This window comes from Streptomyces boninensis (genome assembly GCF_048572725.1).
Classification (GTDB): domain Bacteria; phylum Actinomycetota; class Actinomycetes; order Streptomycetales; family Streptomycetaceae; genus Streptomyces; species Streptomyces boninensis.
Genome location: NZ_CP183837.1, coordinates 9,548,618 through 9,571,431, shown reverse-complemented (window position 1 = coordinate 9,571,431; position 22,814 = coordinate 9,548,618). Strand labels below are relative to the sequence as shown.

The window sequence follows — 22,814 nt, the reverse complement described above, 5'->3', positions numbered from 1 at the left end:
TCGGCTCGTATGTGGTTTTCCATATGCTGGAGATATGTCCGGGCTCGTAGCATCGAGGGCATGCGTGTGCTGATCGTCGAGGACGAGCCCTATCTGGCAGAAGCCATCCGCGATGGGCTCCGGCTCGAGGCGATCGCCGCTGACCTCGCAGGTGATGGCGACACTGCGCTGGAGTTGCTGAGCGTCAACGCGTACGACATCGCCGTCCTGGACCGGGACATTCCCGGGCCGTCGGGTGATGAGGTCGCCAAGCGGATCGTCGCGTCTGGTAGTGGGATGCCGATTCTTATGCTCACCGCGGCCGATCGGCTTGATGACAAGGCTTCCGGGTTCGAGCTGGGGGCCGATGACTACCTGACGAAGCCGTTTGAGCTGCGGGAGCTGGTGCTGCGGCTGCGGGCGCTGGATCGGCGGCGTGCGCACAGCAGGCCGCCGGTGCGGGAGATTGCCGGGCTGCGGCTGGATCCGTTTCGTCGTGAGGTTTATCGGGGTGGGCGGTATGTTCCGCTGACGCGGAAGCAGTTTGCTGTGCTTGAGGTGCTTGTTGCTGCTGAGGGTGGGGTTATCAGCGCGGAGGAGTTGCTGGAGCGGGCTTGGGATGAGAATGCTGATCCGTTTACCAATGCTGTGCGGATCACTGTTTCGGCTCTTCGTAAGCGGCTCGGGGAGCCTGGGATCATCACCACCGTGCCGGGGGTCGGTTATCGCATTGAGGCGTCTCCAGCGGTCGGGGACGACCGTGGCGGGAGAGTGAGTCGTGGATAGGGAGCCCGGGTTGAGTGTCCGGCTCAAGCTCACGCTCAGTTATGCCGGGTTTCTCGTGGTCGCCGGTGGGCTGCTTCTTGCCGCGATCGGGTTCTTTCTGCTGCGGGAAGGGTGGCTGCAGACCAATGCGGAGGGGGCCTGGAGGGCGACTCCGGGCACCACCTTTGTGCGTGGGTTCGCGCCCGTGGCGGCCACCGTGATGGTGTGTCTTCTGGTGTTCGGGCTGTTGGGGGGATGGATTCTTTCCGGTCGCATGCTGGCACCGCTGACGCGTATCACCGATGCCACTCGGATGGCTGCCAATGGGTCGCTCTCTCATCGTATTCGGCTCCCCGGGCGCAGTGATGAGTTCCGTGAGCTGGCCGATGCGTTCGACGGGATGCTGGCGCAGCTTGAGGCGCATGTCGGCGAGCAGCGGCGGTTCGCGGCCAATGCCTCTCATGAATTGCGTACGCCGCTCTCAATTTCGAAGGCGCTTATTGAGGTTGCCCGTACTGATCCGAAGCAGGACACCGGGGAGATCATCAATCGTCTGGATGCCGTGAACAGCCGGGCGATCGATCTCACCGAGGCGCTGCTGTTGCTCAGCCGCGCCAATCAGCGGTCCTTTGCTCGGGAGCCGGTGGATCTGTCGCTGCTTGCTGAGGAGGCGACCGAGACGCTGCTGCCCTTTGCCGAGAAGCGTGGTGTCGCCGTCGAGACCTCCGGTGACATCGCGCCTGCCACCGGGTCGTACGCCCTGCTGCTGCAGCTCGTCACGAATCTTGTGCACAACGCGATCGTGCACAACCTCCCCGCCGGTGGCACCGTGTGGGTGGCCACCGGCGTACGGGCCGGGGCGGCGGTGCTCGTCGTCGAGAACACCGGTGTGGTGCTCGATCCTGAGCTGGTTTCGACCTTTACCGAGCCGTTCCAGCGCGGTGGGGAGCGGCTGCGCGGTGATCATGAGGGTGTCGGGCTCGGCCTCGCGATCGTCAAGACCATCGCCCACGCGCATGATGGCGTCCTTACACTCACTCCGCGTGCCGGGGGCGGGATCCGTATCAGCGTGGAGCTGCCTGTCGCGACGGGCGGCCTCGCAGGGTGATGTGGAGGAAGAGGGCGCCCATGACGGCGACGCCCGCCCACATCGCCTGCTGCCAGCCGTCGACGAAGGACTGCTGGGCGGCGTGGATGAGGTCCTGGGCGTGCGGGCCTGCCCCGTCTGCGGCCTCGACGGCATTGGCGATGCCCTCGCGGGCCGTGTCCGCCGGTCCCTGGGGGACGCCGTCGAGGCGGTCGTCGATGGCGTTGCCGTATCCGGCGGACAGGAGTGCTCCCAGCAGGGCTACGCCGAGGGCGGTGCCGAGCTCGCGGGTGACGTCGTTGAGTGCGGACGCGACGCCCTGCTTTTCCGGCGGCAGGGTGGCGGTGATGGCTTCCGTTGAGGGGGTCATCGACAGGCCCATGCCGATGCCCATGGCGAGCATGCCGGGGAGGATGGTCGGGTAGCCGCCGTCGGCGGAGACGAACAGGGCCATCACCGCCAGGCCGACACCGGCCAGCGCGATGCCCGCGGCCATCGTCGGGCGGGAGCCGATGCGTGTGGCCAGCTTGGGGGCAAGGCCGGAGGACAGCATCATCGCGATCGCCATGGGCATCAGCGCGAGCGTCGACATCAGGCCCGACCAGCCGAGTACGGCCTGGAAGAACGGGAACAGCACCACCGCGATGCCCGCCTGCACGCCGAAGACCACCAGCAGGGTGAGCGAGCCGCCGGCCAGGCCGCGCTCGCGGAAGAGGCGTACGTCCAGGAGTGCGGCGTCGCGGCGGCGCAGTTCCCAGGCCACGAAGCCGAGGGTGGCGGCTAGGCCGATGGCGAGGCTGGACAACGTCGCCGGGGCGGTCCAGCCGCGTTCCGGGCCCTCCTGGAGGACGAATATCAGGCCGATGACGGCGACGGTCGAGATGAGGGCGCCGACGGTGTCGTAGCTGTGGGTGGGGTGTTCGCGGGAGTTGGGCACCGACTTCAGCGTCATCGCCAGGGCCACCGCGATCAGGATCACGGGGAGGACGAACAGCCAGCGCCAGTCGGCGACGTCGACCAGGAGCGCGGAGAGGAACATGCCCAGGATGCCGCCGCCTCCGGCGACGCCGGTCCACACGCCGATCGCCTTGCCGCGCTGCTCCTCCGGGAAGGTGGACGTGATGACGGCCAGGGTGATCGGCATGATCATCGCTGCGCCGATGCCGCTGGCCACGCGAGCGGCGAGCATCACCTCCGCCGTCGGCGCCAGGCCTGCCGCGATGCTTGCGGCGCCGAAGACACCGAGGCCGGTGATCAGCATGGGTTTGCGGCCGAGGCGGTCGCCGATGGCGCCGAGCGGGAGGAGCAGGGCGGCCAGGGCGAGGGTGTAGATGTTGATGATCCAGAGGATGGTGCGCTGCGAGGCGCCGAAGTCGACGGCCATGTGGGTCTGGGCGACGTTCAGCCCGGATACGGAGGCGATGACGGCCATCAACGCGATGCAGACGGCGATCAGGATGGCGCGGAGCCAGCGTGCGTCCGGTACGGGGGTGCCGCCTGTGCGGGGGGCGGGGCCCGGGGCGGGCTGGGTCGTACTCATGGGTTCCTCTCAAAAGGGCATGCCGGGGCAGGCGACCGGGTCGGGGCCGGCCGCCTGAGGGAGTGCTGGGTGGGGTCAGTCGGTGCCCTGTGCGGCCGCGAGTGCCGCGTCGGTGTCCGCCGTGGCCAGCGCGGCGTTGATGTGGGCGCCTGCCTGGGCGCCGGCCGCCGCGGCGGCGCCTACCTGGGCCATGAGGTCGGTGGCGTTGCCGGCCACCCAGACGCCGGGGACCTCGGTGGTGCCGGCCATGCCGGAGGCGAAGCTGCGGCCCATGTCGCCGGGGAGGTCGGCGGTCGGGAGCTTCAGGCCGTCGAGGCCTTCGGTACGGGCCTGCATTCGCGTGGCGACGGCCAGGACGCGGCGGGCGGTGAATGTGCCGTCGGTCAGGCGTACGCCCGCGATGCCGCCGTCCTCGGCGTCGATGACTTCCTGTACGTCGGTGTCGATGACGTGGATGTCGCGGGCGGCGAAGCGTGCGCGGGTGTCCTCGTCCAGTTCGGTGCCTCGGGTGAAGTAGACGAGGTCGGCCGTCAGTTGGCGGAAGAGCAGGGCGTGGTGGACCGAGTTGGGGCCGGTGGCGAGGATGCCGATGGGCGCGTCGCGGACTTCCCAGCCGTGGCAGTACGGGCAGTGGACGACGTCGCGGCCCCAGTGTTCGGCGAGGCCGGGTATGTCGGGCAGTACGTCCCGGAGACCTGTGGCCACCAGCAGGCGGCGGGCTGTGACCGTACGGCCGTCGGCGAGGGTGGCGGTGAATCTGAGGTCGCCGTCGGAGGTCGGGGCGGCGGGTTCGGCGGCGGTCACGTGGCCGTGGATGATCCGGCCGCCGTACTGGCGGACCTGTTCCCGGCCGCGGCTGAGGATCTCGGCGGGCGGGGTGCCGTCCAGGACGATGAAGCCGTGCATGGCCTCGGCGGGTGCGTTGCGCGGGGCGCCGCTGTCGATCACCAGGACCGAGCGGCGGGAGCGGGCGAGCATCAGCGCGCCGTTCAGGCCTGCGGCACCGCCGCCGATCACCAGGACGTCCACCGTCTCCTCGGGGAGGGGGTCGCTCTCGTACGCGGGAGTCGTTGCAGTCATGGGCCGCACCTTTCGCTGTGCTCTGGCCCCGGGATTACGGGCCGTCTGCACTCGACGCTAAGCGTGGTTTGCGGCAAGGGCATAGCATGTTGCCTATGACGCAAGAAGATGGCGACCTGGACAGCCTCGTACGCAAACGGATCCGCGCCCTGCGGGTCGCTCAGGGCTGGTCCCTGGAGGAGCTCGCCACCCGCGCCAGCCTCAGCCAGTCCTCGCTGAGCCGTATCGAGAACGGCCGCCGCCGCCTCGCGCTGGATCAGCTCGTCATCATCGCCCGCGCCCTGGACACGACCCTCGACCAGCTCGTCGAGACCGCCACCGACGACGTCGTCACCAGCCCGAGGATCGACGCAGCGCACGGGATCATGAGCTGGTCGATGAAGAGCGACCCGGGCATGACCGTCGCGCGGCAGCGGATGACCCAGCCGCCGCCCGACAACCCGGCGCGGATGCGGGCCCATCCGGGGCGGGAATGGCTCGTCGTCCTGTCCGGTACGGCGGTCCTGATGCTCGGTCACCGGCGCTTTCGGGTGGAGACCAATCAGGCCGCCGAGTTCCCGACGATGATGCCGCACGCGATCGGCGCCGAGGGCGGGCCGTGCGAGATCCTGGGGATCTTCGACCGCGAGGCGCACCGCGGACACCAGAGGGATGGGGACGCCGAGCGCGGCGTCGAGGCCGGGTGACATGCGCGTACGGCAGCAGATGAGCGCATCCTTTTGCCTTACGCGCAAGGTGCCGTGCCATGGGCGCAAGCCCGGCTTAATGTGGCGGAATGCCCCACATACATCAGCACATCCACTCCGACGACCACGGCCAGGCGGAGATCCTGGAGCTGGACGCCGAGGTGCTCGCCGAGCACATCGCCTCCATCACCGCATGGCTCCCGCTGGCTGACCAGCCGCGCCGGATCGTGGATCTCGGCAGTGGCACGGGTGCGGGGACCTTCGCCCTCCTTGAGCGCTTTCCCGATGCGCAGGTGACCGCCGTCGATGCATCGGTGGGACATCTCCGGCAGCTGCGGGAGAAGGCCTGCGCCCGCGGTGTGGCGGAGCGGGTGCGTACCGTGCAGGCCGATCTCGACGACGCCGACTGGCCCGACCTCGGCTTGCCCGACCTGGTGTGGGCCTCCGCGTCCATGCATCACATGGCCCAGCCTGATCGCGCCTTGCACCATGTCCGTGAACTGCTCGCGCCCGGTGGCCTGTTCGCCGTCGTCGAGCTGGCCGGTTTCCCTCGCTTCCTGCCCGCTGATACCCCGGAGGGGCGGCTGGAGGAGCGCTGTCACGCCGCCACCGACCGTCTCCACGCCGAGCATGTGCCGCACCGGGGCGCCGACTGGGGGCCGATGCTGGCCGCCGCCGGCTTCAAGGTCGAGGGCGAGCGCACCGTCGCCGTACACATCGAGGGCTCGCGCAGCCCGGCGATCGGCCGCTACGCCCTCGGGACCCTGCAGCGGATCCGGGGCGCGGCGGCCGAGCGGCTGTCCGGTCCGGACCTCGCCGCCCTCGACCGGCTGCTGGACACCGACGGTCCGGGCAGCATCCTGCGCCGCGACGATCTGGCGGTCCGTACGGAACGCGCCGTCTGGGCCACGCGCGCGGCCTAGAGCACCTGCCGCCTGCGGCCCAGCCACGTTTGCGCGATCACGACGACGACCAGGAAGGCTCCGGAGACGACCTGCTGGTAGGCGGAGTCGAGGGAGCCGATCTGGTTGATGACGTTCTGGATGACCTTCAGAAGCAGGACGCCGACCAGGGAGCCGCTGACGTAGCCGAGGCCGCCCGACAGCAGTGTGCCGCCGATGACCACCGCCGCGATCGCGTCGAGCTCCATGCCGAAGCCCAGGATGGTGACGCCGGAGGCGAGCCACGCGGCATTGAGTGCGCCCGCGAGTCCGGCGAGCAGTCCCGAGAGCGTGTAGACGAGCGTCTTCGTACGGGCCACGGGGGCGCCCATCAGGGCGGCCGCGTCCTCGTTGCCGCCGACCGCGTACACGTGCTGGCCGAAGCGGCTGCGGCGCAGTGCCACCGCGCCCGCGATGAAGAGGAGCGCGGTGATCCAGATGGGGACGCCGACGCCGAGGAGCTTGCCCTGTCCGAGGTCGGCGAAGAAGGACTTCTTGTCGACCAGGTACGTCTTGGCGCCTTCGTCGGTGATCGACAGCATGATGCCGCGGGCGCCGAGCATCGCGGCCAGCGTGACGATGAATGGCGCCAGTTTCGTACGGGCGATGAGCAGGCCGTTCACCAGGCCGATCAGCCCGCACACCGCCAGCGGCAGCAGCAGCGCCGCCACCGTCCCGTGCCGCGAGCCCCACGCCGCCAGGACGCCGCCGAGTACGAAGACCGAGCCCACCGACAGGTCGATGCCGCCGGTGATGATGACGAAGGTCATGCCCAGCGCGACGATGGCGAGGAAGGCGGAGGAGGCCGCCATGTTCTCGATGTTGCCGCTGGTGGCGAAGGAGTCGAAGGACAGTGAGGCGATGGCGGCGATCGCCACCAGGGCGACCAGCGCGCCGTGTTGCTGGGCGAGGGCGGTGAGCCGGTCGCGGCGGCCGTTGCCGGTCGCCGTCGGTTCCTTGGGCGGCTCCTGGGTCACTGCGTCTTCTTTCATGACGGTCACCGCTTCCCCCTCTCCTTGGCCGCGTATACGGCGAGCACGATCACTACGGCCTGCGCGATCTGGGTCGAGGACGACGGCAGGTTGTGCTTGATGAGGGTGGCCGTGAGCAGCTGGATGAGTACGGCGCCGGCCACCGTGCCGCCGATGCGGACGCGGCCGCCGGAGAGCGGGGTGCCGCCGACGACGACCGCGGTGATGGCGGAGAGCTCCATGAGGTTGCCGAGGGAGGTCGGGTCGGAGGCCTGGAGGCGCGCGGTCGCCAGGAAGCCGGCGATCGCCGCGAGGACGCCCGAGCAGACGTAGACCGTGATCAGGACGCGGCGGACGGGCAGGCCCGCGAGTTGTGCGGCCGGGCGGCTGTCGCCGATGGCGAGGAGCTGGCGGCCGAAGGTGGTGCGTTTGACGGTGAAGGCGACGAGCGCCGCGAGCGCGGCGGCGATGAGGGCCAGGTACGGGATGCCCAGGATGTCGCCGGAGCCGAGGGTGGCCATCGTGTCGTCGCGTACGTCCTTCAGCTGCGGCAGGAAGACGTTGGCGAGGCCGCGGCAGCCGACCATGAGGGCGAGGGTGGCGACGATCGGCTGCACGCCGATGTACGCGATCAGCGAGCCGCTGAGCACGCCGCACACCGCGCCGCCGATCAGCGCGGCGATCAGCGCCAGCCACGGCCCGTAGCCCAGATAGAGGGAGACCAGGGAGGTGGACAGGGCCATCACCGAGCCGACCGACAGGTCGACGCCCTCGCTGCCGATCGCCAGGGCCATGCCCAGGGCGACGATGAGGACGGGGGCGACCTGGACGGCCTGGGTGCGGAAGTTCTCCCCCGACACGAAGTTGTCGGTGAAGAAGACGTTGAAGAGGAGGAGGGCGGCGACGCCCGCGTAGACGCCCCAGTCCTGGAGCCAGCGCAGGAGTTGGGTGCGGTCGGCCGGGAGGGCCTTGCCGAGGGCGAGGTCAGCCATGGGGCACCGCTTCCGGGCCGTCGGCGGCCTGTTCGGCGGCCGCGGCTATCGCCTGCATGAGCCGGTCCTCGGTGACGTCGTCGCCGGACAGTTCGCCGACGACCGCGCCGTCTCGTAGCACGACCACGCGGTCGGACCCTTCGATCAGCTCCTCCACGTCGGAGGAGATCAGCAGGACGCCGAGGCCGTCCTCGGCGAGTTCGTCGATGAGCTTCTGCACCTCGGCCTTGGCGCCTACGTCGATGCCGCGGGTGGGCTCGTCCAGGAGCAGCACCTTGGGCTGCATGGCCAGCCAGCGGGCCAGGAGGACCTTCTGCTGGTTGCCGCCGGAGAGTTCGCCGACCTTCTGGTGCGGGCCTGACGCCTTGATCTGGAGGCGGCTCATGAAGGTCTCTACGACCTTGTCGATCGCGGCCTCCGAGACGAGGCCGAAGCGGGACATGCGCGGGAGGGCGGCCAGGGCGATGTTCTCCCGTACGGAAAGGCCGGGGACGATGCCCTCCGACTTGCGGTCTTCCGGGAGGAGGGAGATGCCCGCGCGGATGGCGGCCGGGGTGGAGCCGCCGCGGACCGGGGCGCCGGCGACCGTGACCTTTCCCGCGCCCAACGGGAGGGCGCCGGCGATGGCCTTGGCGGTTTCCGTACGGCCGGAGCCGAGGAGGCCGCCGAGGCCGACCACCTCGCCCGGGCGGACGGTCAGGGAGATGTCGTGCAGTTCGTGGCGGCGGGTGAGGTGCTCGGCGCGCAGAACCGGCTCCGCGCCTGCTTCGTGGTCGCCGGTGAATTTCGTCATGCCCTCCGCTCGGACCTCGCCGAGCTCGCGGCCGAGCATCAGGGAGACGAGGGTGAGGCGGTCGGTGTCGGCGAGGGGGCCGGTGTGGACGAGGCGGCCGTCGCGGAGGACCGTGACCGTGTCGCAGATGGCGTAGAGCTCCTCCATGCGGTGGCTGACGTACACCACCGCGATGCCCTGCTCGCGGAGGCGGCGGATGACGCCGAAGAGGGTCTGGACCTCGCGTGGTTCGAGCGATGACGTCGGCTCGTCCATGATGACTACGCGGGCGTCCACGGAGGCGGCTCGGGCGAGGGCGACCATCTGCTGGGCGCCTACGCCGAGGTCGCGCAGGGGGCGGCGGACGTCAACGTCGACGCCGTAGTCGGTGAGGATGCGGGCGGCGTCGGCGTGCATGCGGGTGAAGTCGATCAGGCCGAAGCGGTTCTTCGGCTCGCGGCCCATGAAGAGGTTACGGGCGATGCTCATCAGCGGGATGAGGTTGACCTCTTGGTAGATCGTTGAGATGCCGGCGCTCTGGGCGGCGAGGGGGGTCGGGAAAGCCGCGCGGTCGCCGCGGTAGGTGAGGTCGCCCTCGTCGGGGTGGTAGACGCCGGTGAGGACCTTGATCAGGGTGGATTTTCCGGCGCCGTTCTCGCCGACGAGCGCGTGCACCTCGCCGGCGCGGGCGGTGAAGTCCACGCTGTCGAGGGCGAGGACGCCGGGGAAGCGCTTGGTCAGGCCGCGTACGGCGAGGACGGAGCCTGTCTTCGCCCCCCCGTCGTTCGCGCGAAGCGCGGGCGTAGCGGCGTCCGGTGCGTGCGATCGGCGTGCGTCGTCCTCGGTCATGTGGCGGAGCCACCTGTCCGAGGGCGGCGTGCGGCGAGCGTGCGTGCCGGGCGTCGCTGCGCAGGCGGGGGGGCGAAGACAGGCTCTTCAGCGGGTGCGGTCACCGCTGCCCTCCTGGGGTCGTCGGTGGGACGGGGGTGGCGGGGAGCAGCCGGTGCTCCCCGCCTCTTGCCGTGGGTGGGGCAGGGTTCAGTACGCCTTGCCGAGGCCCGCCTCGGCGTTGTCCTCGTTGTACTCGGTGTCCTTGATAACGATGTCCTGGCCGACCGGCTTGCCCTGGGTGAACTCGTCCAGGGTCTTGAAGGCGAGCGGGCCGAAGCGCGGGTTGGACTCGACGACGCCCTGGATCCAGCCGTCGACGATGCCCTCGACCGCGTTCTTGGTGCCGTCGATCGTGATGATCTTTACGTCGCCGGCCTTCTTGCCCGCGCCCTTGAGGGCGTTGACGGCGCCGAGGCCCATCTCGTCGTTCTCGGCGTAGATCGCCTTGATGCCGGGCTTGGACTGGATGAGCTGCTCGGTGACCGACTGGCCCTTCTCGCGGGCGAATTCGCCGGTCTGCTTGAAGACGACCTTCAGCTTCGGGGCCTTTTCCTTGATGCGGTCGGTGAAGCCCTTGGTGCGCTCGGTGGTGACGTTGTTGCCCGGGGCACCGAGGAGGATGGCGACGTCGCCCTTGCCGCCGGTGGCCTCGATCATCTGGTCGGCGGCGCGCTTGCCCTGCTCGGTGAAGTCGGAGCCGATGAAGGAGACGTAGTCCTTGCAGGCCTTGGCGTTGATCTTACGGTCGATGGTGACGATCGGGATCTTCTTCGCCGCGGCCTGCTTGAGGACGGGCTCCCAGCCGTCGGAGTTCAGCGGGGCGATGACGAGCAGGTCCGCGCCCTTGGAGATGAGGTCCTGGACGTCGGAGATCTGCTTGGAGAACTGCGACTGCGCGTTGGCGGTGAGGAGCTTCACCCCGCGCTTCTTCGCCTCGTCCTTGATGGAGGCGGTCTCCGCGATACGGAAGGGGTTGGCTTCCTTCTCGGACTGGGAGAAGCCGACCGTGGCGCCCTTCAGGTCGAGCTTCTTCGCCCCGTAGTCGCCGATGGCGCAGGTCTTGCCGCTGCCGCCGCCGGCCACCTCCTGGCCTGCGTCCTGGGACTTGCCGGCGTCCTTGGCCTTGTCGGAGGCGTCGTCCTCGGACTTCGCGCAGCCGGCGGCGAAGGCGAGGCTTGCGGCCAGGCCGACGGCGACGAGGCCTCTTGCTGGGGTACGGCGAACGTGCGGCTTCATGGGGGCTACTCCTCGTCGGGGCGGGGACCACATCCGTGGAGCGGTTTTTACATCGTTGCAAGGGAGGTGTAAACACCTTGCGCACGAACAGCCACGAAGAGATGCGTCCGTGACCTCAGTCCGTACCGCCGCTCCCCGAGGGCGAGTTGGGCGCCGCGCGGCCGAGCGTGCTCTCGCGTTCCACCAGCGTGAAGCCGGGTTGCAGCTCCTGGGTGGGCCGCGGCGTCTCCTCGTTCTGCTGGCTCTTCAGCCGTCCGACCACGCTCTCGACGGCCAGCCGGGCGATGGCCTGCTTGTCGGGCGCGACGGTGGTGAGCGTGACGGCGCCGTACCGGGATTCGGTGATGTCGTCGAAGCCGACCACCGCGATGTCCTCCGGTACCTTCAGGCCGCGTTCGGACATCACCCGCATGGCACCGATGGCGACGAGGTCGTTGTACGCGAAGACGGCGTCCGGCAGCTGCCCGGAGTCCAGCAGCCGCGCCATCGCGACCGAGCCGTCCTCATGGTCCCATCCCCCGGTGTTGGCGACGAGCGCGTCCTCGGTCGGCACGCCCCACTCTGCGAGCTCCGCTTGCCAGCCGAGAAGCCGCAGGTGGGCGGGTTGCACGGTGCGGTCCTGGCGGGCGCCGAGGAAGGCGATGCGGCGGCGGCCGAGGGTGAGCAGGTGGCGGACGGCGGCGCGGGCGGCGGCGATGTTGTCGATGGCGATGTGGTCGTACGGGAGGTCGTAGCGCCGCTCGCCGAGCAGCACCAGGGGCGCGTCGTCGGTACGGGCCGCCAGGTCCTCGGGCTCCAGCTCCAGGGGGCTGAGGATCAGGCCGTCGATGACGCGGGACCGGAAGCCCTGGCTGACCAGGATCTCCTGCTCGCGGATGCCCTGGGTGTGGTCGAGCAGGACGGTGTACTCGTGCTGGGCGGCGACGTCGATGACGGCGCCGGCGAGCTCGGCGAAGTACGGGTTGCCGAGCTCGGGGACCGCGAGCGCGATGATGCCCGTACGGCCTTTGCGCAGGTGGCGGGCGGTGAGGTTGGGGCGGTAGCCGAGTTCGTCGATGGCCCGCTGGACGCGGGTGCGCATGGCGGGGGTGACGTGCGGATAGTTGTTGACGACGTTCGAGACGGTCTTGATCGATACGCCCGCCCGCTCGGCGACGTCCTTCAGGCTCACCCTCATCTGCATTCCTCCGACGCTACTTGTCATGAACCTGGACAGAGCGCAGGAGGCGTGCTGTCATGCCAACTGCCCTTGTTTCCAACGTTATACAAGATGCCTTGGGAGAAGGGCAGAGCCTGAGCCGCTTCCTTCGCTACGGACGCTTCGGAGGTAGAAGTGCATTCCCCACCCGTCCACCTGCGGCAACGCAGCGTACTCGGAAGACTCGTGGCCGTGTTGGCCACCCTCGCCCTGGCCTTAATGGCCGCCGGATCCGGGCCCTCCACCGCCGCGGCCGCCGATGATCCAGCCGTCGCGCACGGCCTGAAGGGCGAGTACTACACCCAGTCCGCACCCGGCGCCTTCGACTTCGCCGACCTCAAGGCCACCGCCTTCGACCCGTCGCTGGACTTCGGCGACCTCGGGCCGCGGCTGAAGGCCCGTACCGGACAGGACGACGACGTCAGCGTCCGCTGGACCGGGAAGATCACGCCCGAGAAAACCGGCGAGCACACCTTCGCCGTCAAGGCCGACAACGGCTTCCGCGTCTGGGTCGACGGCAAGCTCGCCATCGACCACTGGGTCGACGACTGGGACAACGAGCAGAAGTCCGCGCCCATCGCGCTCGAGGCCGGCAAGTCCTACGACTTCAAGGTCGAGTACTTCGAGCACTACGGCGGGCAGAACCTGCACGTCAACTGGACCCCGCCGGGCGGCGAAAAGCAGCCGGTCCCGCAGTCGGCGTACACGCTCCCGGACGGCTTCGCGTACGACGGCCCGACCTCGGTCGCCGTCGAGAAGGACGGCCGCACGCTGACCTTCGGCTTCGCGCAGCCCCTCGCCGCTCCCCCGGCGGACCTCGGCGAGCACCTCAAGACCGAGATCGGCGGCACCGAATGGCCGCGCGGCAAGCCGCGGCTGGACCCGGCCGACCCGAAGCGCCTGGTCATCCCGCTCGACGAGCCGGTGGTCGGCGGGCACGGCGGCTCCGCCGACATCCGTTACGACGGAAAGGGCGGGCTCGCGACGGCCGACGGCAAGGCGATCGGCGACTTCTGGACGTCGGGGCCGATCAACTCCGAGTACAAGCTGCGCTCCAAGTGGGCCGATGACGTCGGTCCCGGCAACGCCCACCCCGAGTACCCGCGACCGCAGCTGAAGCGGGCCTCGTGGAAGAACCTCAACGGCGAGTGGCAGTTCGCGGGCGCCGAGGCCGGCGAGCAGCCGCCGGTCGGCAAGAAGCTCGACGAGAAGATCCTCGTCCCCTACCCGGTCGAATCGCAGCTCTCCGGCATCGAACGGCACGAGGACCGGATGTGGTACAAGCGCTCCTTCTCGGTCCCCAAGGGCTGGAAGGTCGGCTCCGGCAAGCGCCTGCAGCTGAACTTCGACGCGGTCGACTGGCAGGCCGAGGTGTACGTCAACGGTAAGAAGGTCACCGCGCACAAGGGCGGCTACGACCGCTTCAGCATCGACGTCACCGACGCCCTGACGGGCAGCGGGCCGCAGGAGCTGATCGTCGGCGTCTACGACCCGACCGACGCCAAGGACGGCGAGAATCCGCCGATGGGCAAGCAGCGCCTCGACCCGAGCGGCATCTGGTACACCTCCTCGTCCGGCATCTGGCAGACGGTCTGGATGGAGCCGGTCGCGGCCGACCGCGCCGAGGACGTCAAGACCACGCCGGACATCCAGGGCGAGAAGGTCGCGGTCAAGGTGCGCGGCGTCAAGGACGGGGTGCCGGTGACGGCCACCGCGTACGACGGCAAGAAGGCGGTCGGCAAGGCGTCCGGGACCACGGGCGAGGACCTGGACGTGCCCGTACCGGATCCGCATCTGTGGTCGCCCGACGATCCGCACCTGTACCGGCTGAAGGTGACCGTCGGCGACGACAAGGTCGAGTCGTACTTCGGGATGCGGTCGATCGAGGTCAAGACGATCGACGGCAAGCAGCGCACGGTGCTGAACGGCAAGCCGGTCTTCCTGATGGCGACTCTCGACCAGGGTTTCTGGCCGGACGGGCTGCACACGCCGCCGACTGACGAGGCGCAGGAGTACGACCTGAAGGCCCACAAGGAGCTGGGCTTCAACTCCGTCCGCAAGCACATCAAGGTCGAGAACGACCGCTGGTTCTACCAGGCGGACAAGCTCGGGCTGCTGGTGTGGCAGGACATGCCATCGATGAACACGGTCAAGCCGTCGGACGCGGCGAAGACGCAGTTCGAGCACGAGATGAAGGAGATGATCGAGCAGCACGACAGCCACCCGTCGGTGGTGATGTGGGTGACGCTCAATGAGGGCTGGGGCCAGTACGACGTGGCCCGGCTGGCCGATCAGGCGAAGGAGTGGGACCCGACCCGGCTCATCAATGGCATGTCCGGGATCAACCTCGGCGAGGACGGCGGTACGGGGGACATCCTCGACGAGCACGGCTATCCGAGCCCGGCGCTGCCCGATCCGGACGGCAAGCGGGCGCTGGTGAGCGGCGAGTACGGGGGTCTGGGACTGGCCGTGCCAGGTCACTCCTTCCCGGTGCAGCACACCTATGTCGGGGTCGAGAAGGACAAGTACACCGACGAGTACCTGGTCAAGCTCAAGGAGGTCGAGAAGCTGGCCGCCTGTGAAGGCAACAACGGCGCCGTCTACACCCAGATCACGGATGTGGAGGGCGAGCTGAACGGGTTGCTGACGTACGACCGCAAGGTACTCAAGGGCGATCCCAAGCGGATCAAGGCAGCGCATGAGGCGCTGATCAAGGGTGCCGGCGACGGCACGCTGCAGTGCACCAAGTGATGTGACCGAGGCTCGCCCGCCTCCGTGCTGATGCGGAGGCGGGCGAGCCGAATCTTTGAGGAGCCGCTGTCATGCCACCGAACAGACGACAAGTCCTCGCCATCGGCGCGCTCACGCTCGGCGCGGCGGCGCTGCCCGGCGGCAGTGCCTTCGCGGCCGCCGCTCGTGTGCCCGGCAAGAAGGGCGTCACCCCCTCGGCCTTCCTGCGGCTGCCGCCCGGGGCCGTAAAGGCGCGCGGCTGGCTTGCTCATCAGCTGAAGCTGCAGCTGGAGGGGTTGTGCGGGCGCTACGAGGAGAAGTCGCACTTCCTCAACTTCGACGAGACCGGGTGGGTGCATCCGGACCGGCGCGGGTGGGAGGAGGTGACGTACTGGCTGCGCGGATACGTGCCCCTCGCCATCGCGACCGGCGACGAGGCAGCGCTCGCCAACTCCAGGCGGTGGCTGGACGCGATCCTGGCCACGCAGGAGGGCGACGGCTTCTTCGGGCCGCGGGAGCTGCGCACCTCGCTGAACGGCGGGCCGGACTTCTGGCCGTTTCTGCCGCTGCTGATGGCGCTGCGGACGTGGGAGGAGTACGCGGAGGACGAGCGGATCGTGCCCTTCGTGACCCGCTTCCTGCGCTTCATGAACGCGCAGGGTGCGGGCGCGTTCAACAGCAGCTGGGTGTCGTATCGCTGGGGTGACGGCCTGGACATCGTGCACTGGATGCATGAGCGGACGGGTGATGCCTTCCTGATCGACCTGGCGGCGAAGATGCACGAGCACGGCGCCGACTGGGCGTCCCCGTCGGGCGAGATGCCCACCCCGCACAACGTCAACATCGCCCAGGGCTTCCGCGAGCCCGCCCAGTACGGGCAACTCAGCGGGGACGCGGCGCTGACGAAGGCTGCGTACCGGAACTACGACGCGGTGCTGGGCACGTTCGGGCAGTTTCCCGGCGGCGGGATCGCGGGCGACGAGAACTACCGGCCGGGCTTCGGGGATCCGCGGCAGGGGTTCGAGACCTGCGGGATCGTGGAGTTCATGGCCAGCCATGAGCTGCTCACCCGGATCACGGGTGATGCGGTGTGGGCGGACCGGTGCGAGGAGCTGGCGTTCAATATGCTGCCGGCCGCCTTTGATCCGCAGGGGAAGTCGACGCATTACGTGACCAGCGCGAACAGCGTGGATCTGGACAATGCGAAGAAGACTCAGGGGCAGTTCCAGAATGGCTTCGCCATGCAGGCGTTTCAGGCGGGTGTGGATCAGTACCGGTGCTGTCCGCACAACTACGGCATGGGCTGGCCGTACTTCGCGGAGGAGCTGTGGCTCGCGACGCCGGACGGCGGTCTGGCCGCGTCGATGTACGCGGCGTCCGAGGTGACGGCCAAGGTCGCCGGCGGGATCGAGGTGACCGTCACCGAGGAGACGGACTATCCCTTCGGGGAGACCGTGACGCTGACCGTGTCGGGGGCCGCCGCCTTCCCGCTGCGGCTGCGGATTCCCGGCTGGTGCCGCGATCCCGAGGTGGCGGTCAACGGGAAGCCGGTCGCGGCGAAGGCCGGCCCCGTGTACGTAACCATCGACCGGACCTGGGCGGACGGCGACAAGGTGACGCTGCGGCTGCCGCAGCGGACCGAGGTCCGCACCTGGGAGCGGAACCACGACGCGGTGAGCGTCAGCCACGGGCCGCTCACGTACTCGCTGAAGATCGGCGAGGACTGGGTGCGCTACGGCGGCAGTGATGCCTTCCCCGAGTACGAGGTGCACGCCACCAGCCCGTGGAACTACGGCCTCTCCCCCGGCGACACGCCCGCCTTCAGCCGTACGGACGGGCCGCTGCCCGCCAACCCGTTCACTCCCGACACCGCGCCGGTGAAGCTGACCGCGCGGGCGCGGCGGATCGAGGAGTGGGTGGCGGACGACGAGCATGTGGTCGCGCCGCTGCAGGCAAGTCCGGCGCGAAGCGACGCGGCCGTCGAGGAGGTGACGCTGGTGCCGATGGGGGCGGCGCGGCTGCGGATCACGTCCTTCCCGACAGCCGCGCCCGACGGGCACGCGTGGCGGGCGGAGCCGCCGTACCAGAGGGTGCAGAACAAGCACAGCGGCAAGGTGCTCGCCGTGGACGGCATGTCCCTCGACAATGGCGGCCGGGTGGTGCAGTTCGACAACACCGGGACCGGGGATCACGCCTGGCAGCGGATCGATCAGGGCGACGGCTGGTTCCTGCTGCGCTGCGGGTACAGCGGCAAGGTCATGGGTGTGGACGGCATGTCGACGGAGAACAGCGCGCGGGTGGTCCAGTACGAGGACAACGGGACCGACGATCACCTGTGGCAGCTGGTGGCCGACGCCGACGGCTGGTATCGCATCCGCAACAAGCACAGCGGCAAGGTGCTGGGCGTGCACGAGATGTCGACGGCGAACAGCGCCCAGGTGGTGCAGTTCGACGACAACGGCACCGCGGACCACCTATGGCGGTTCATCTGACCGTAGCCTGTCGGGCATGAGCAATCTCGATCAGCGGCCGCCCGTCGCCACGTGCGGCGGGCGCGCCGGTGTCACCGCCGAGCCCGTACGGGAACTGCTGAAGGCGCGTCAGGTGCCGCTGGGCGAGTCGACGGTGGTGCGGCGGCTGCTGCCGAACCTCGGCCGCCGGATGGTCGGCGCCTGGTGCTTCGTCGATCATTACGGGCCCGACGACATCGCGGACGAGCCGGGCATGCAGGTGCCGCCGCACCCGCACATGGGGCTGCAGACGGTGAGCTGGCTGCACGAGGGTGAGGTGCTGCACCGCGACAGCCTGGGTTCGCTGCAGACGGTGCGGCCGCGGGAGCTGGGGCTGATGACGTCCGGCCGGGCGATCGCGCATTCGGAGGAGTCGCCGCGGGTGCATGCGCCGCTGCTGCACGGGGCGCAGCTGTGGGTGGCGCTGCCGGATGAGCACCGGGGCGTCGCGCCGGACTTCGAGCATCATGCCGGGCTGCCGGTGGTGGCCGGTGGCGGTGGCCTGTCCGCGACGGTCGTCCTCGGTGAGGTGGATGGGGCGGCGTCGCCAGGGACGACGTACACGCCGCTGGTCGGCGCCGATGTGTCGCTGGCCGCGGGGACCGCGGCGCGGCTGCCGGTGGAGCCGGACTTCGAGTACGCGGTGCTGACGATGTCCGGCGAGGCGGAGGTGGACGGGCTCAGGCTGGCGCCCGGGTCCATGCTCTATCTGGGCTGCGGGCGGCGGGAGCTGCCGCTGCGGGCGGATACCGACAGCGCGCTGATGCTGCTGGGCGGGGAGCCGTTCGCCGAGGAGATCGTGATGTGGTGGAACTTCATCGGCAGAAGCCACGCTGAGATCGCGGGCGCGCGCGAGGAGTGGATGAGCGGATCCCGCTTCGGCGAGGTGCACGGTTACGACGGGGACCGGCTCGCCGCGCCCGGCCTTCCGCCGACTCCGTTGAAGCCCCGCGGCCGGGCGCGATAGCGCCGGAAGCGTCGACCGGCAAAGGTCTGGACAAAGCCCTCTAGGCATGGTGCAGTACGCAGTGCACCCGAGCTGAGAGCGCTCTCATCAGCTCAACACGGCTCTCGGCTCCTGGAGTTCCACCCCCACTTCGATCGGAACGACGGAAAGGGGCACCACTGTGAAATGGAGATCCGGCTTACGCCTCGGGATATGCGCCGCTCTCCTGCTCGGCTCGCTCGGGACCGCGTCGGCCGCCGCCGGCAGCCGCCCGGAGCCGCGGGTCTCGGACGGTCTGCTGGAAGCCATGCAGCGCGACCTCGGCCTCAGCGCCGGGCAGTCCGAGAAGCGGCTCGCGCAGGAGACGCGGGCGAGCGCCCTCGATGACAGGACCCGGCGGATCGCCGGGGATACGTATGCGGGCTCGTGGTTCGACGCCCGCAGCGGCAAGCTCACGGTTGCCCTCGCCGGCCGCGACACGGCCGACGCGGTACGGGCCGCTGGCGCCGATGTGCGCATGGTCGAGCACAGCGCCGGGAAGCTGGACGCGGCAAAGGCCCGGATCGACAAGCTGTCCGCGCCGGCCGCCGTGGCCGGGTGGCACGTCGACCCCCGGGCGAACCGGGTCGTCGTCGAGGTCGTGAAGGGGAAGCGGGACAGTGCACGCGTCTCGGCGTTCCTGCAGCGGGCGCGGGCGGCCGGGCCGGTGAAGGTCGCCGGGGTCGGGCGGGCGCCGGAGCCGTTCGCCGCGGGCACGGTCGGCGGCGATCCGTACTACACCTCGAATGTGCGCTGCTCGATCGGCTTCTCCGTGCACGGCGGGTTCGTGACCGCCGGGCACTGCGGACAGCCGGGGCAAGCGGTCAGCGGCTGGGACCGGTCGTACATCGGGAACTTCCAGGGGTCGTCGTTCCCCGGCGACGACTACGCGTGGGTGAACGTCGGCAGCGGCTGGTGGACGGTGCCCGTCGTGCTCGGCTGGGGCACCGTGCCGGACCAGTTGGTGCGCGGCTCGGCGGAGGCCCCGATCGGCGCGTCGATCTGCCGGTCCGGGTCCACCACGCGCTGGCACTGCGGCACCCTGCTGGCGCGCAACGAGACCGTGAACTACGGCTCTTCGGGCATCGTGTACGAGCTGACGAAGACCAGCGTGTGCGCGGAGCCGGGCGACTCGGGCGGCTCGTTCATCAGCGGTGACCAGGCGCAGGGCGTGACGTCCGGCGGGTGGGGCAACTGCTCCGGCGGGGGCGAGACCTGGTTCCAGCCGGTGAACGAGATCCTGGGCCGGTACGGCCTGACCCTGCACACGGCCTGAGCTCAGGCGTCTTCGCTGACGCGCCGGTCTATGGGCCGGCCCTGACCGGGCCGGCCTTCCACCGCCCGCTGTCCGGCCTCGCCCTCATCCTCGCCCGAGAGGAGCAGCGACAGTAGCTCCGCCACGGGCAGGCCGGCCTCCGTCGGGTGGCGCAGCACCTTGTCCGGCTCGATCCGGTAGGTGTTGGACCGCCCCTCCTTGTGGTGCGAAAGGTAACCCTCGTACTCCAGGTCGGCGATGATCTTCTGCACCGCGCGTTCGGTGAGCCTGCAGTGCGCGGCGATGTCGCGGATACGCGCATGTCGGTTCTGAGCAATTGCGGCCAACACGCGGGCGTGATTGGTCAGGAACGTCCACCCACTGTGGGGTTCGGGCACAGCACGCATGTCTGCATCCTAGCCATCAACTTCCAGAATCAAAACACGTGCATCTCTTTTCATGTATCCCTTGACGCGTGAACGGCATTCGGCGCACCTTGGACTCGACAGCAAGCTGCCCGGGTCGTGCGGTCCAAGGAGCGGTTTCGCCCATGCCTTTGATGGTGTACGCGTATGACGACGGCGACCATGTCGTCGTAGAGGTGATCGGCGATGTCGATCTGCAGGCCGATCAGGAGTTGTCGCACATGCTGCAGGAGGCGCTGGACACCTCCGCGGGCGGTGTGGAGCTGGACCTGAGCGGTGTCGAGTGCCTGGACTGTGCGGGACTCAACATCCTGCTGAAGATCCGCGACCAGGCGCTGGAAGCGGGCAAGAGCCTCACCCTGCGCGCCGCCAGTCGCGCCGCGCTGCGGCTGTTCACACTCACCGACACCCTGACGCTGTTCAGCGCCTCGGCGGGCAACAGCCCGCCGGGCGACGGCGGGCCGAAGCTCGGCCGACCGGCGGAGGATCCGGCTCCCGCGCTCGGTTCAGAGCGGGATCCGCGCGTCGAAGTGGTCCAGCTCCGGCGCGCCCTGGAGACCCGGCCGACCATCGATCTGGCCCGCGGCATCCTGATGGCCTCCTTCGCCCTGAGCCGGGACAACGCCTGGGAGGTGCTGGTCATGGTCTCGCAGAACAGCAACACCAAGCTGCACCGCCTCGCGGACCACGTAGTGGCGGCCGTCAACGGCGACACGCTACCTGACGGCTTGCAAGAGCACCTGGCCACCGCGGTGGACACCTTCCGATCCCCGTCGGCCGACGAGGAGCCGCCGGACCTGACGCCGGCGGCGCCCTCGTAGGCAGGACCCGCGGGCAAGAGCTGCCCGCCTCTCCGCACGGCTGCCAGGTCGCCGGGCGGAGAGGCGGGCGATCTGGGCGGCTGAGCCGTCAGCCGGCGTCCACCGGAACGCACCATTCCAGGCAGGTGCCACCGGTCGGCGGGGTGGTGAGCGTCAGGGTGCCGCCGAGGGAGCGGGCGCGTTCGTCGAGGTTGCGCAGGCCGCTGCGGCGGCCGGTCGGGGGGATGCCGCGGCCGTCGTCGGTGACGGCGAGGGTCAGCTTTCCGTTCTCGGTGGTGAGCGTCACTTCCGCGCGGGTCGCCGCCGCGTGCCGGGCGACGTTGGAGAGCGCCTCCTTCAGTACGGCCTCGGCGTGGTCGGCGACCGTCTCGGAGACGAGGGTGTCGACCGGGCCGTTTACGCTGGTGGCCGGGGTGAAGCCGAGGGCGGGTGCCAGGTCCTCGATGGTGTGCGCGACGCGGAGGCGCAGGCTGCGGGGTTCTGCGGGGCCGGGGGCGTGGGAGCGCAGTCCGAAGATCGTGGACCTGATGATCTTGATGGTTTCGTCCAGTTCGCCGACGACCCGCTGCATGCGCGCGTTCGCCTCCGGCTGGGTGACCAGGCGGGTGAGGCTCTGCAGCGCCATGCCGGAGGCGAAGAGCCGCTGGATCGCCAGGTCGTGCAGATCGCGGGCGATGCGGTCGCGGTCCTCGTAGACGACGAGGCGGTCGGCCTCGCGGCGCCGCTCGGCCAGCTCCATCGCGATGGCCGCCTGGCCGGCGAAGGCGAGCAGCGGCTCCGTCTCGTACTCGGTGAAGGTCGCAAGGCGGTCCTTGCGGGCGAGCAGCAGCACGCCGCGTACGTGATCGCCCGCCACCATCGGCACGGCGACCGCGGGGCCGACGCCGGCGAGGTGCACCGGCTCGGCGGCGGCGCGTGGGTCGGCGCCCAGGTCCGTACTGCGCACGGGGACGCCGGCGTGGACGGCCGTGCCGAGGAAGGAGTCGTTGCGCGGCACCCGCAGACCGCGCAGCCCGCTTCTGGCGGGCTCGCCCTCGACCACGGCGATGCGCAGGTCGTCGCCGTCGTCGTCCGGCAGTGCGAGGACGGCGAGGTCGGCGCCGAGGATGCGGCGGGCGTGGGAGACGACGTCGCCGAGGACGTCGGCCTCGTCGGCGCCGGAGAGCAGCTCGGAGACGATCTCCGCGTTGGCGGCGAGCCACCGCTGGCCTGAGTGGGCCTCCTCGTACAGGCGGGCGTTCTCGATGGCCACGCCCGCGGCCACGGCGAGGGTGCGCAGCACCGCCTCGTCCTCGGCGTCGAAGCCCTTTCCGCCGCGCTTCTCGGTGAGGTAGAGGTTGCCGAAGACCTCGTCGCGGACCCTGATGGGGGTGCCGACGAAGGTGTGCATGGGCGGGTGGTTCGGCGGGAAGCCGTACGAGTCCGGGTGCTCGGAGATCTCCTCCAGCCGCAGCGGCTCGGGGTGGCGGATCAGCACGCCGAGGATGCCGCGGCCGCAGGGCGTCGCGCCGACCGCGGCGATCTGCTCGTCGGTGAAGCCCACCGGCAGGAACTGCTCCAGTCCCCCGTCCTGGCCCTCCCCCACGACGCCGAGCGCGCCGTACTCGGCGTCGACCAGCACCACGGCGGCCTCCACGATCTGCCGCAGCACCTGCCGCAGCTCGAGGCCGCGGCCGACCGTGAGCACCGCCTCCAGGAGGCTGTGCACGCGGTCGCGGGTGCCGCGGACGTCCTCGATACGGGCCTGGAGCTCGTCCAGCACCTCGTCGAGCTGCAGCCTGGGCAGGCGCCCGTCCGGGGCCGAGCCGCCGTCAGCGACCATCGGTCACGTCTCCTGCCTGTCCGTACTGCTTGAACTGCTTGTACTGCTCATGCGCAAACACCTCACCACATTAAGGGCAAGTCCGACGGGACTGGTCGGCTCCCCCCATGGTCCAAACGGCCCTACTC

At 69.8% G+C, this 22,814-nt stretch carries 18 protein-coding genes; 9 read left to right on the top strand and 9 right to left on the bottom strand.

The window, feature by feature from the left end; genetic code table 11:
- Window positions 1-60 precede the first annotated feature (60 nt).
- Window positions 61-765 carry a response regulator transcription factor gene (locus tag ACNNMR_RS42975; protein WP_420000204.1) on the top strand — a complete coding sequence of 235 codons (705 nt, stop codon included), beginning with the start codon at window positions 61-63 and terminating at the stop codon, window positions 763-765.
- A complete protein-coding gene (locus ACNNMR_RS42970; RefSeq protein ID WP_420000203.1) occupies window positions 758-1,852 on the top strand; it encodes a sensor histidine kinase in 1,095 nt (364 codons plus the stop codon). The genes ACNNMR_RS42975 and ACNNMR_RS42970 overlap by 8 nt, the downstream gene beginning before the upstream one ends.
- Here ACNNMR_RS42970 and ACNNMR_RS42965 read toward each other — a convergent pair.
- Complete coding sequence (locus ACNNMR_RS42965) at window positions 1,809-3,371, bottom strand: MFS transporter (protein WP_420000202.1); 1,563 nt, start codon at window positions 3,369-3,371, stop codon at window positions 1,809-1,811. The genes ACNNMR_RS42970 and ACNNMR_RS42965 overlap by 44 nt on opposite strands.
- Before the next feature lie 75 nt (window positions 3,372-3,446).
- Entirely contained in the window at window positions 3,447-4,451 is a 1,005-nt protein-coding gene (locus ACNNMR_RS42960; protein WP_420000201.1) for an NAD(P)/FAD-dependent oxidoreductase, read from the bottom strand.
- Between the two features lie 86 nt (window positions 4,452-4,537).
- Here ACNNMR_RS42960 and ACNNMR_RS42955 point away from each other — a divergent pair, with 86 nt between their 5' ends.
- Window positions 4,538-5,137 (top strand): helix-turn-helix domain-containing protein, encoded by a 600-nt coding sequence (locus tag ACNNMR_RS42955; protein WP_420000200.1) that lies wholly within the window; start codon window positions 4,538-4,540, stop codon window positions 5,135-5,137.
- Window positions 5,138-5,226: 89 nt separating this feature from the next.
- The gene (locus tag ACNNMR_RS42950; RefSeq protein WP_420000199.1) at window positions 5,227-6,060 is read left to right on the top strand and encodes a class I SAM-dependent methyltransferase; all 834 of its coding nucleotides are present in this window, start codon (window positions 5,227-5,229) and stop codon (window positions 6,058-6,060) included.
- On the opposite strand, the gene ACNNMR_RS42945 is transcribed toward ACNNMR_RS42950, so the two are convergent.
- From ACNNMR_RS42945 to ACNNMR_RS42925, 5 genes are all read right to left on the bottom strand, one after another.
- Window positions 6,057-7,070: an ABC transporter permease gene (locus ACNNMR_RS42945; RefSeq protein ID WP_420000198.1), complete on the bottom strand. Its 1,014-nt coding sequence runs from the start codon at window positions 7,068-7,070 to the stop codon at window positions 6,057-6,059. The two genes, ACNNMR_RS42950 and ACNNMR_RS42945, sit on opposite strands and share 4 nt — an antisense overlap.
- 5 nt (window positions 7,071-7,075) lie before the next feature.
- Window positions 7,076-8,041 carry an ABC transporter permease gene (locus tag ACNNMR_RS42940; protein ID WP_420000197.1) on the bottom strand — a complete coding sequence of 322 codons (966 nt, stop codon included), beginning with the start codon at window positions 8,039-8,041 and terminating at the stop codon, window positions 7,076-7,078.
- Window positions 8,034-9,662 carry a sugar ABC transporter ATP-binding protein gene (locus tag ACNNMR_RS42935; protein ID WP_420000196.1) on the bottom strand — a complete coding sequence of 543 codons (1,629 nt, stop codon included), beginning with the start codon at window positions 9,660-9,662 and terminating at the stop codon, window positions 8,034-8,036. The genes ACNNMR_RS42940 and ACNNMR_RS42935 overlap by 8 nt, the downstream gene beginning before the upstream one ends.
- 189 nt (window positions 9,663-9,851) lie before the next feature.
- The gene (locus ACNNMR_RS42930; protein WP_420000195.1) at window positions 9,852-10,940 is read right to left on the bottom strand and encodes an ABC transporter substrate-binding protein; all 1,089 of its coding nucleotides are present in this window, start codon (window positions 10,938-10,940) and stop codon (window positions 9,852-9,854) included.
- A gap of 115 nt (window positions 10,941-11,055) precedes the next feature.
- Complete coding sequence (locus tag ACNNMR_RS42925) at window positions 11,056-12,117, bottom strand: LacI family DNA-binding transcriptional regulator (RefSeq protein WP_420000659.1); 1,062 nt, start codon at window positions 12,115-12,117, stop codon at window positions 11,056-11,058.
- A 240-nt stretch (window positions 12,118-12,357) separates the two neighbouring features.
- Here ACNNMR_RS42925 and ACNNMR_RS42920 point away from each other — a divergent pair, with 240 nt between their 5' ends.
- The 4 genes from ACNNMR_RS42920 (at window position 12,358) to ACNNMR_RS42905 (ending at window position 19,639) form a co-directional block, all read left to right on the top strand.
- Complete coding sequence (locus ACNNMR_RS42920) at window positions 12,358-14,889, top strand: PA14 domain-containing protein (RefSeq protein ID WP_420000194.1); 2,532 nt, start codon at window positions 12,358-12,360, stop codon at window positions 14,887-14,889.
- 71 nt (window positions 14,890-14,960) lie between these two features.
- A complete protein-coding gene (locus tag ACNNMR_RS42915) occupies window positions 14,961-17,360 on the top strand; it encodes an RICIN domain-containing protein (RefSeq protein ID WP_420000193.1) in 2,400 nt (799 codons plus the stop codon).
- Between the two features lie 16 nt (window positions 17,361-17,376).
- Window positions 17,377-18,345 (top strand): pirin family protein, encoded by a 969-nt coding sequence (locus ACNNMR_RS42910; RefSeq protein ID WP_420000192.1) that lies wholly within the window; start codon window positions 17,377-17,379, stop codon window positions 18,343-18,345.
- A gap of 160 nt (window positions 18,346-18,505) precedes the next feature.
- Window positions 18,506-19,639 (top strand): S1 family peptidase, encoded by a 1,134-nt coding sequence (locus tag ACNNMR_RS42905; RefSeq protein WP_420000191.1) that lies wholly within the window; start codon window positions 18,506-18,508, stop codon window positions 19,637-19,639.
- Between the two features lie 2 nt (window positions 19,640-19,641).
- On the opposite strand, the gene ACNNMR_RS42900 is transcribed toward ACNNMR_RS42905, so the two are convergent.
- On the bottom strand, window positions 19,642-20,025 hold the full coding sequence (locus ACNNMR_RS42900) for a helix-turn-helix transcriptional regulator (RefSeq protein WP_420000190.1): 384 nt from the start codon (window positions 20,023-20,025) through the stop codon (window positions 19,642-19,644).
- A 143-nt stretch (window positions 20,026-20,168) separates the two neighbouring features.
- Between ACNNMR_RS42900 and ACNNMR_RS42895 the strand changes: the two genes are divergently transcribed.
- On the top strand, window positions 20,169-20,864 hold the full coding sequence (locus ACNNMR_RS42895) for an ANTAR domain-containing protein (protein WP_420000189.1): 696 nt from the start codon (window positions 20,169-20,171) through the stop codon (window positions 20,862-20,864).
- Between the two features lie 88 nt (window positions 20,865-20,952).
- Here ACNNMR_RS42895 and ACNNMR_RS42890 read toward each other — a convergent pair whose 3' ends face one another.
- Window positions 20,953-22,686, bottom strand: coding sequence for a GAF domain-containing protein (locus ACNNMR_RS42890; protein ID WP_420000188.1), 1,734 nt, complete (start codon window positions 22,684-22,686; stop codon window positions 20,953-20,955).
- Window positions 22,687-22,814 lie beyond the last annotated feature (128 nt).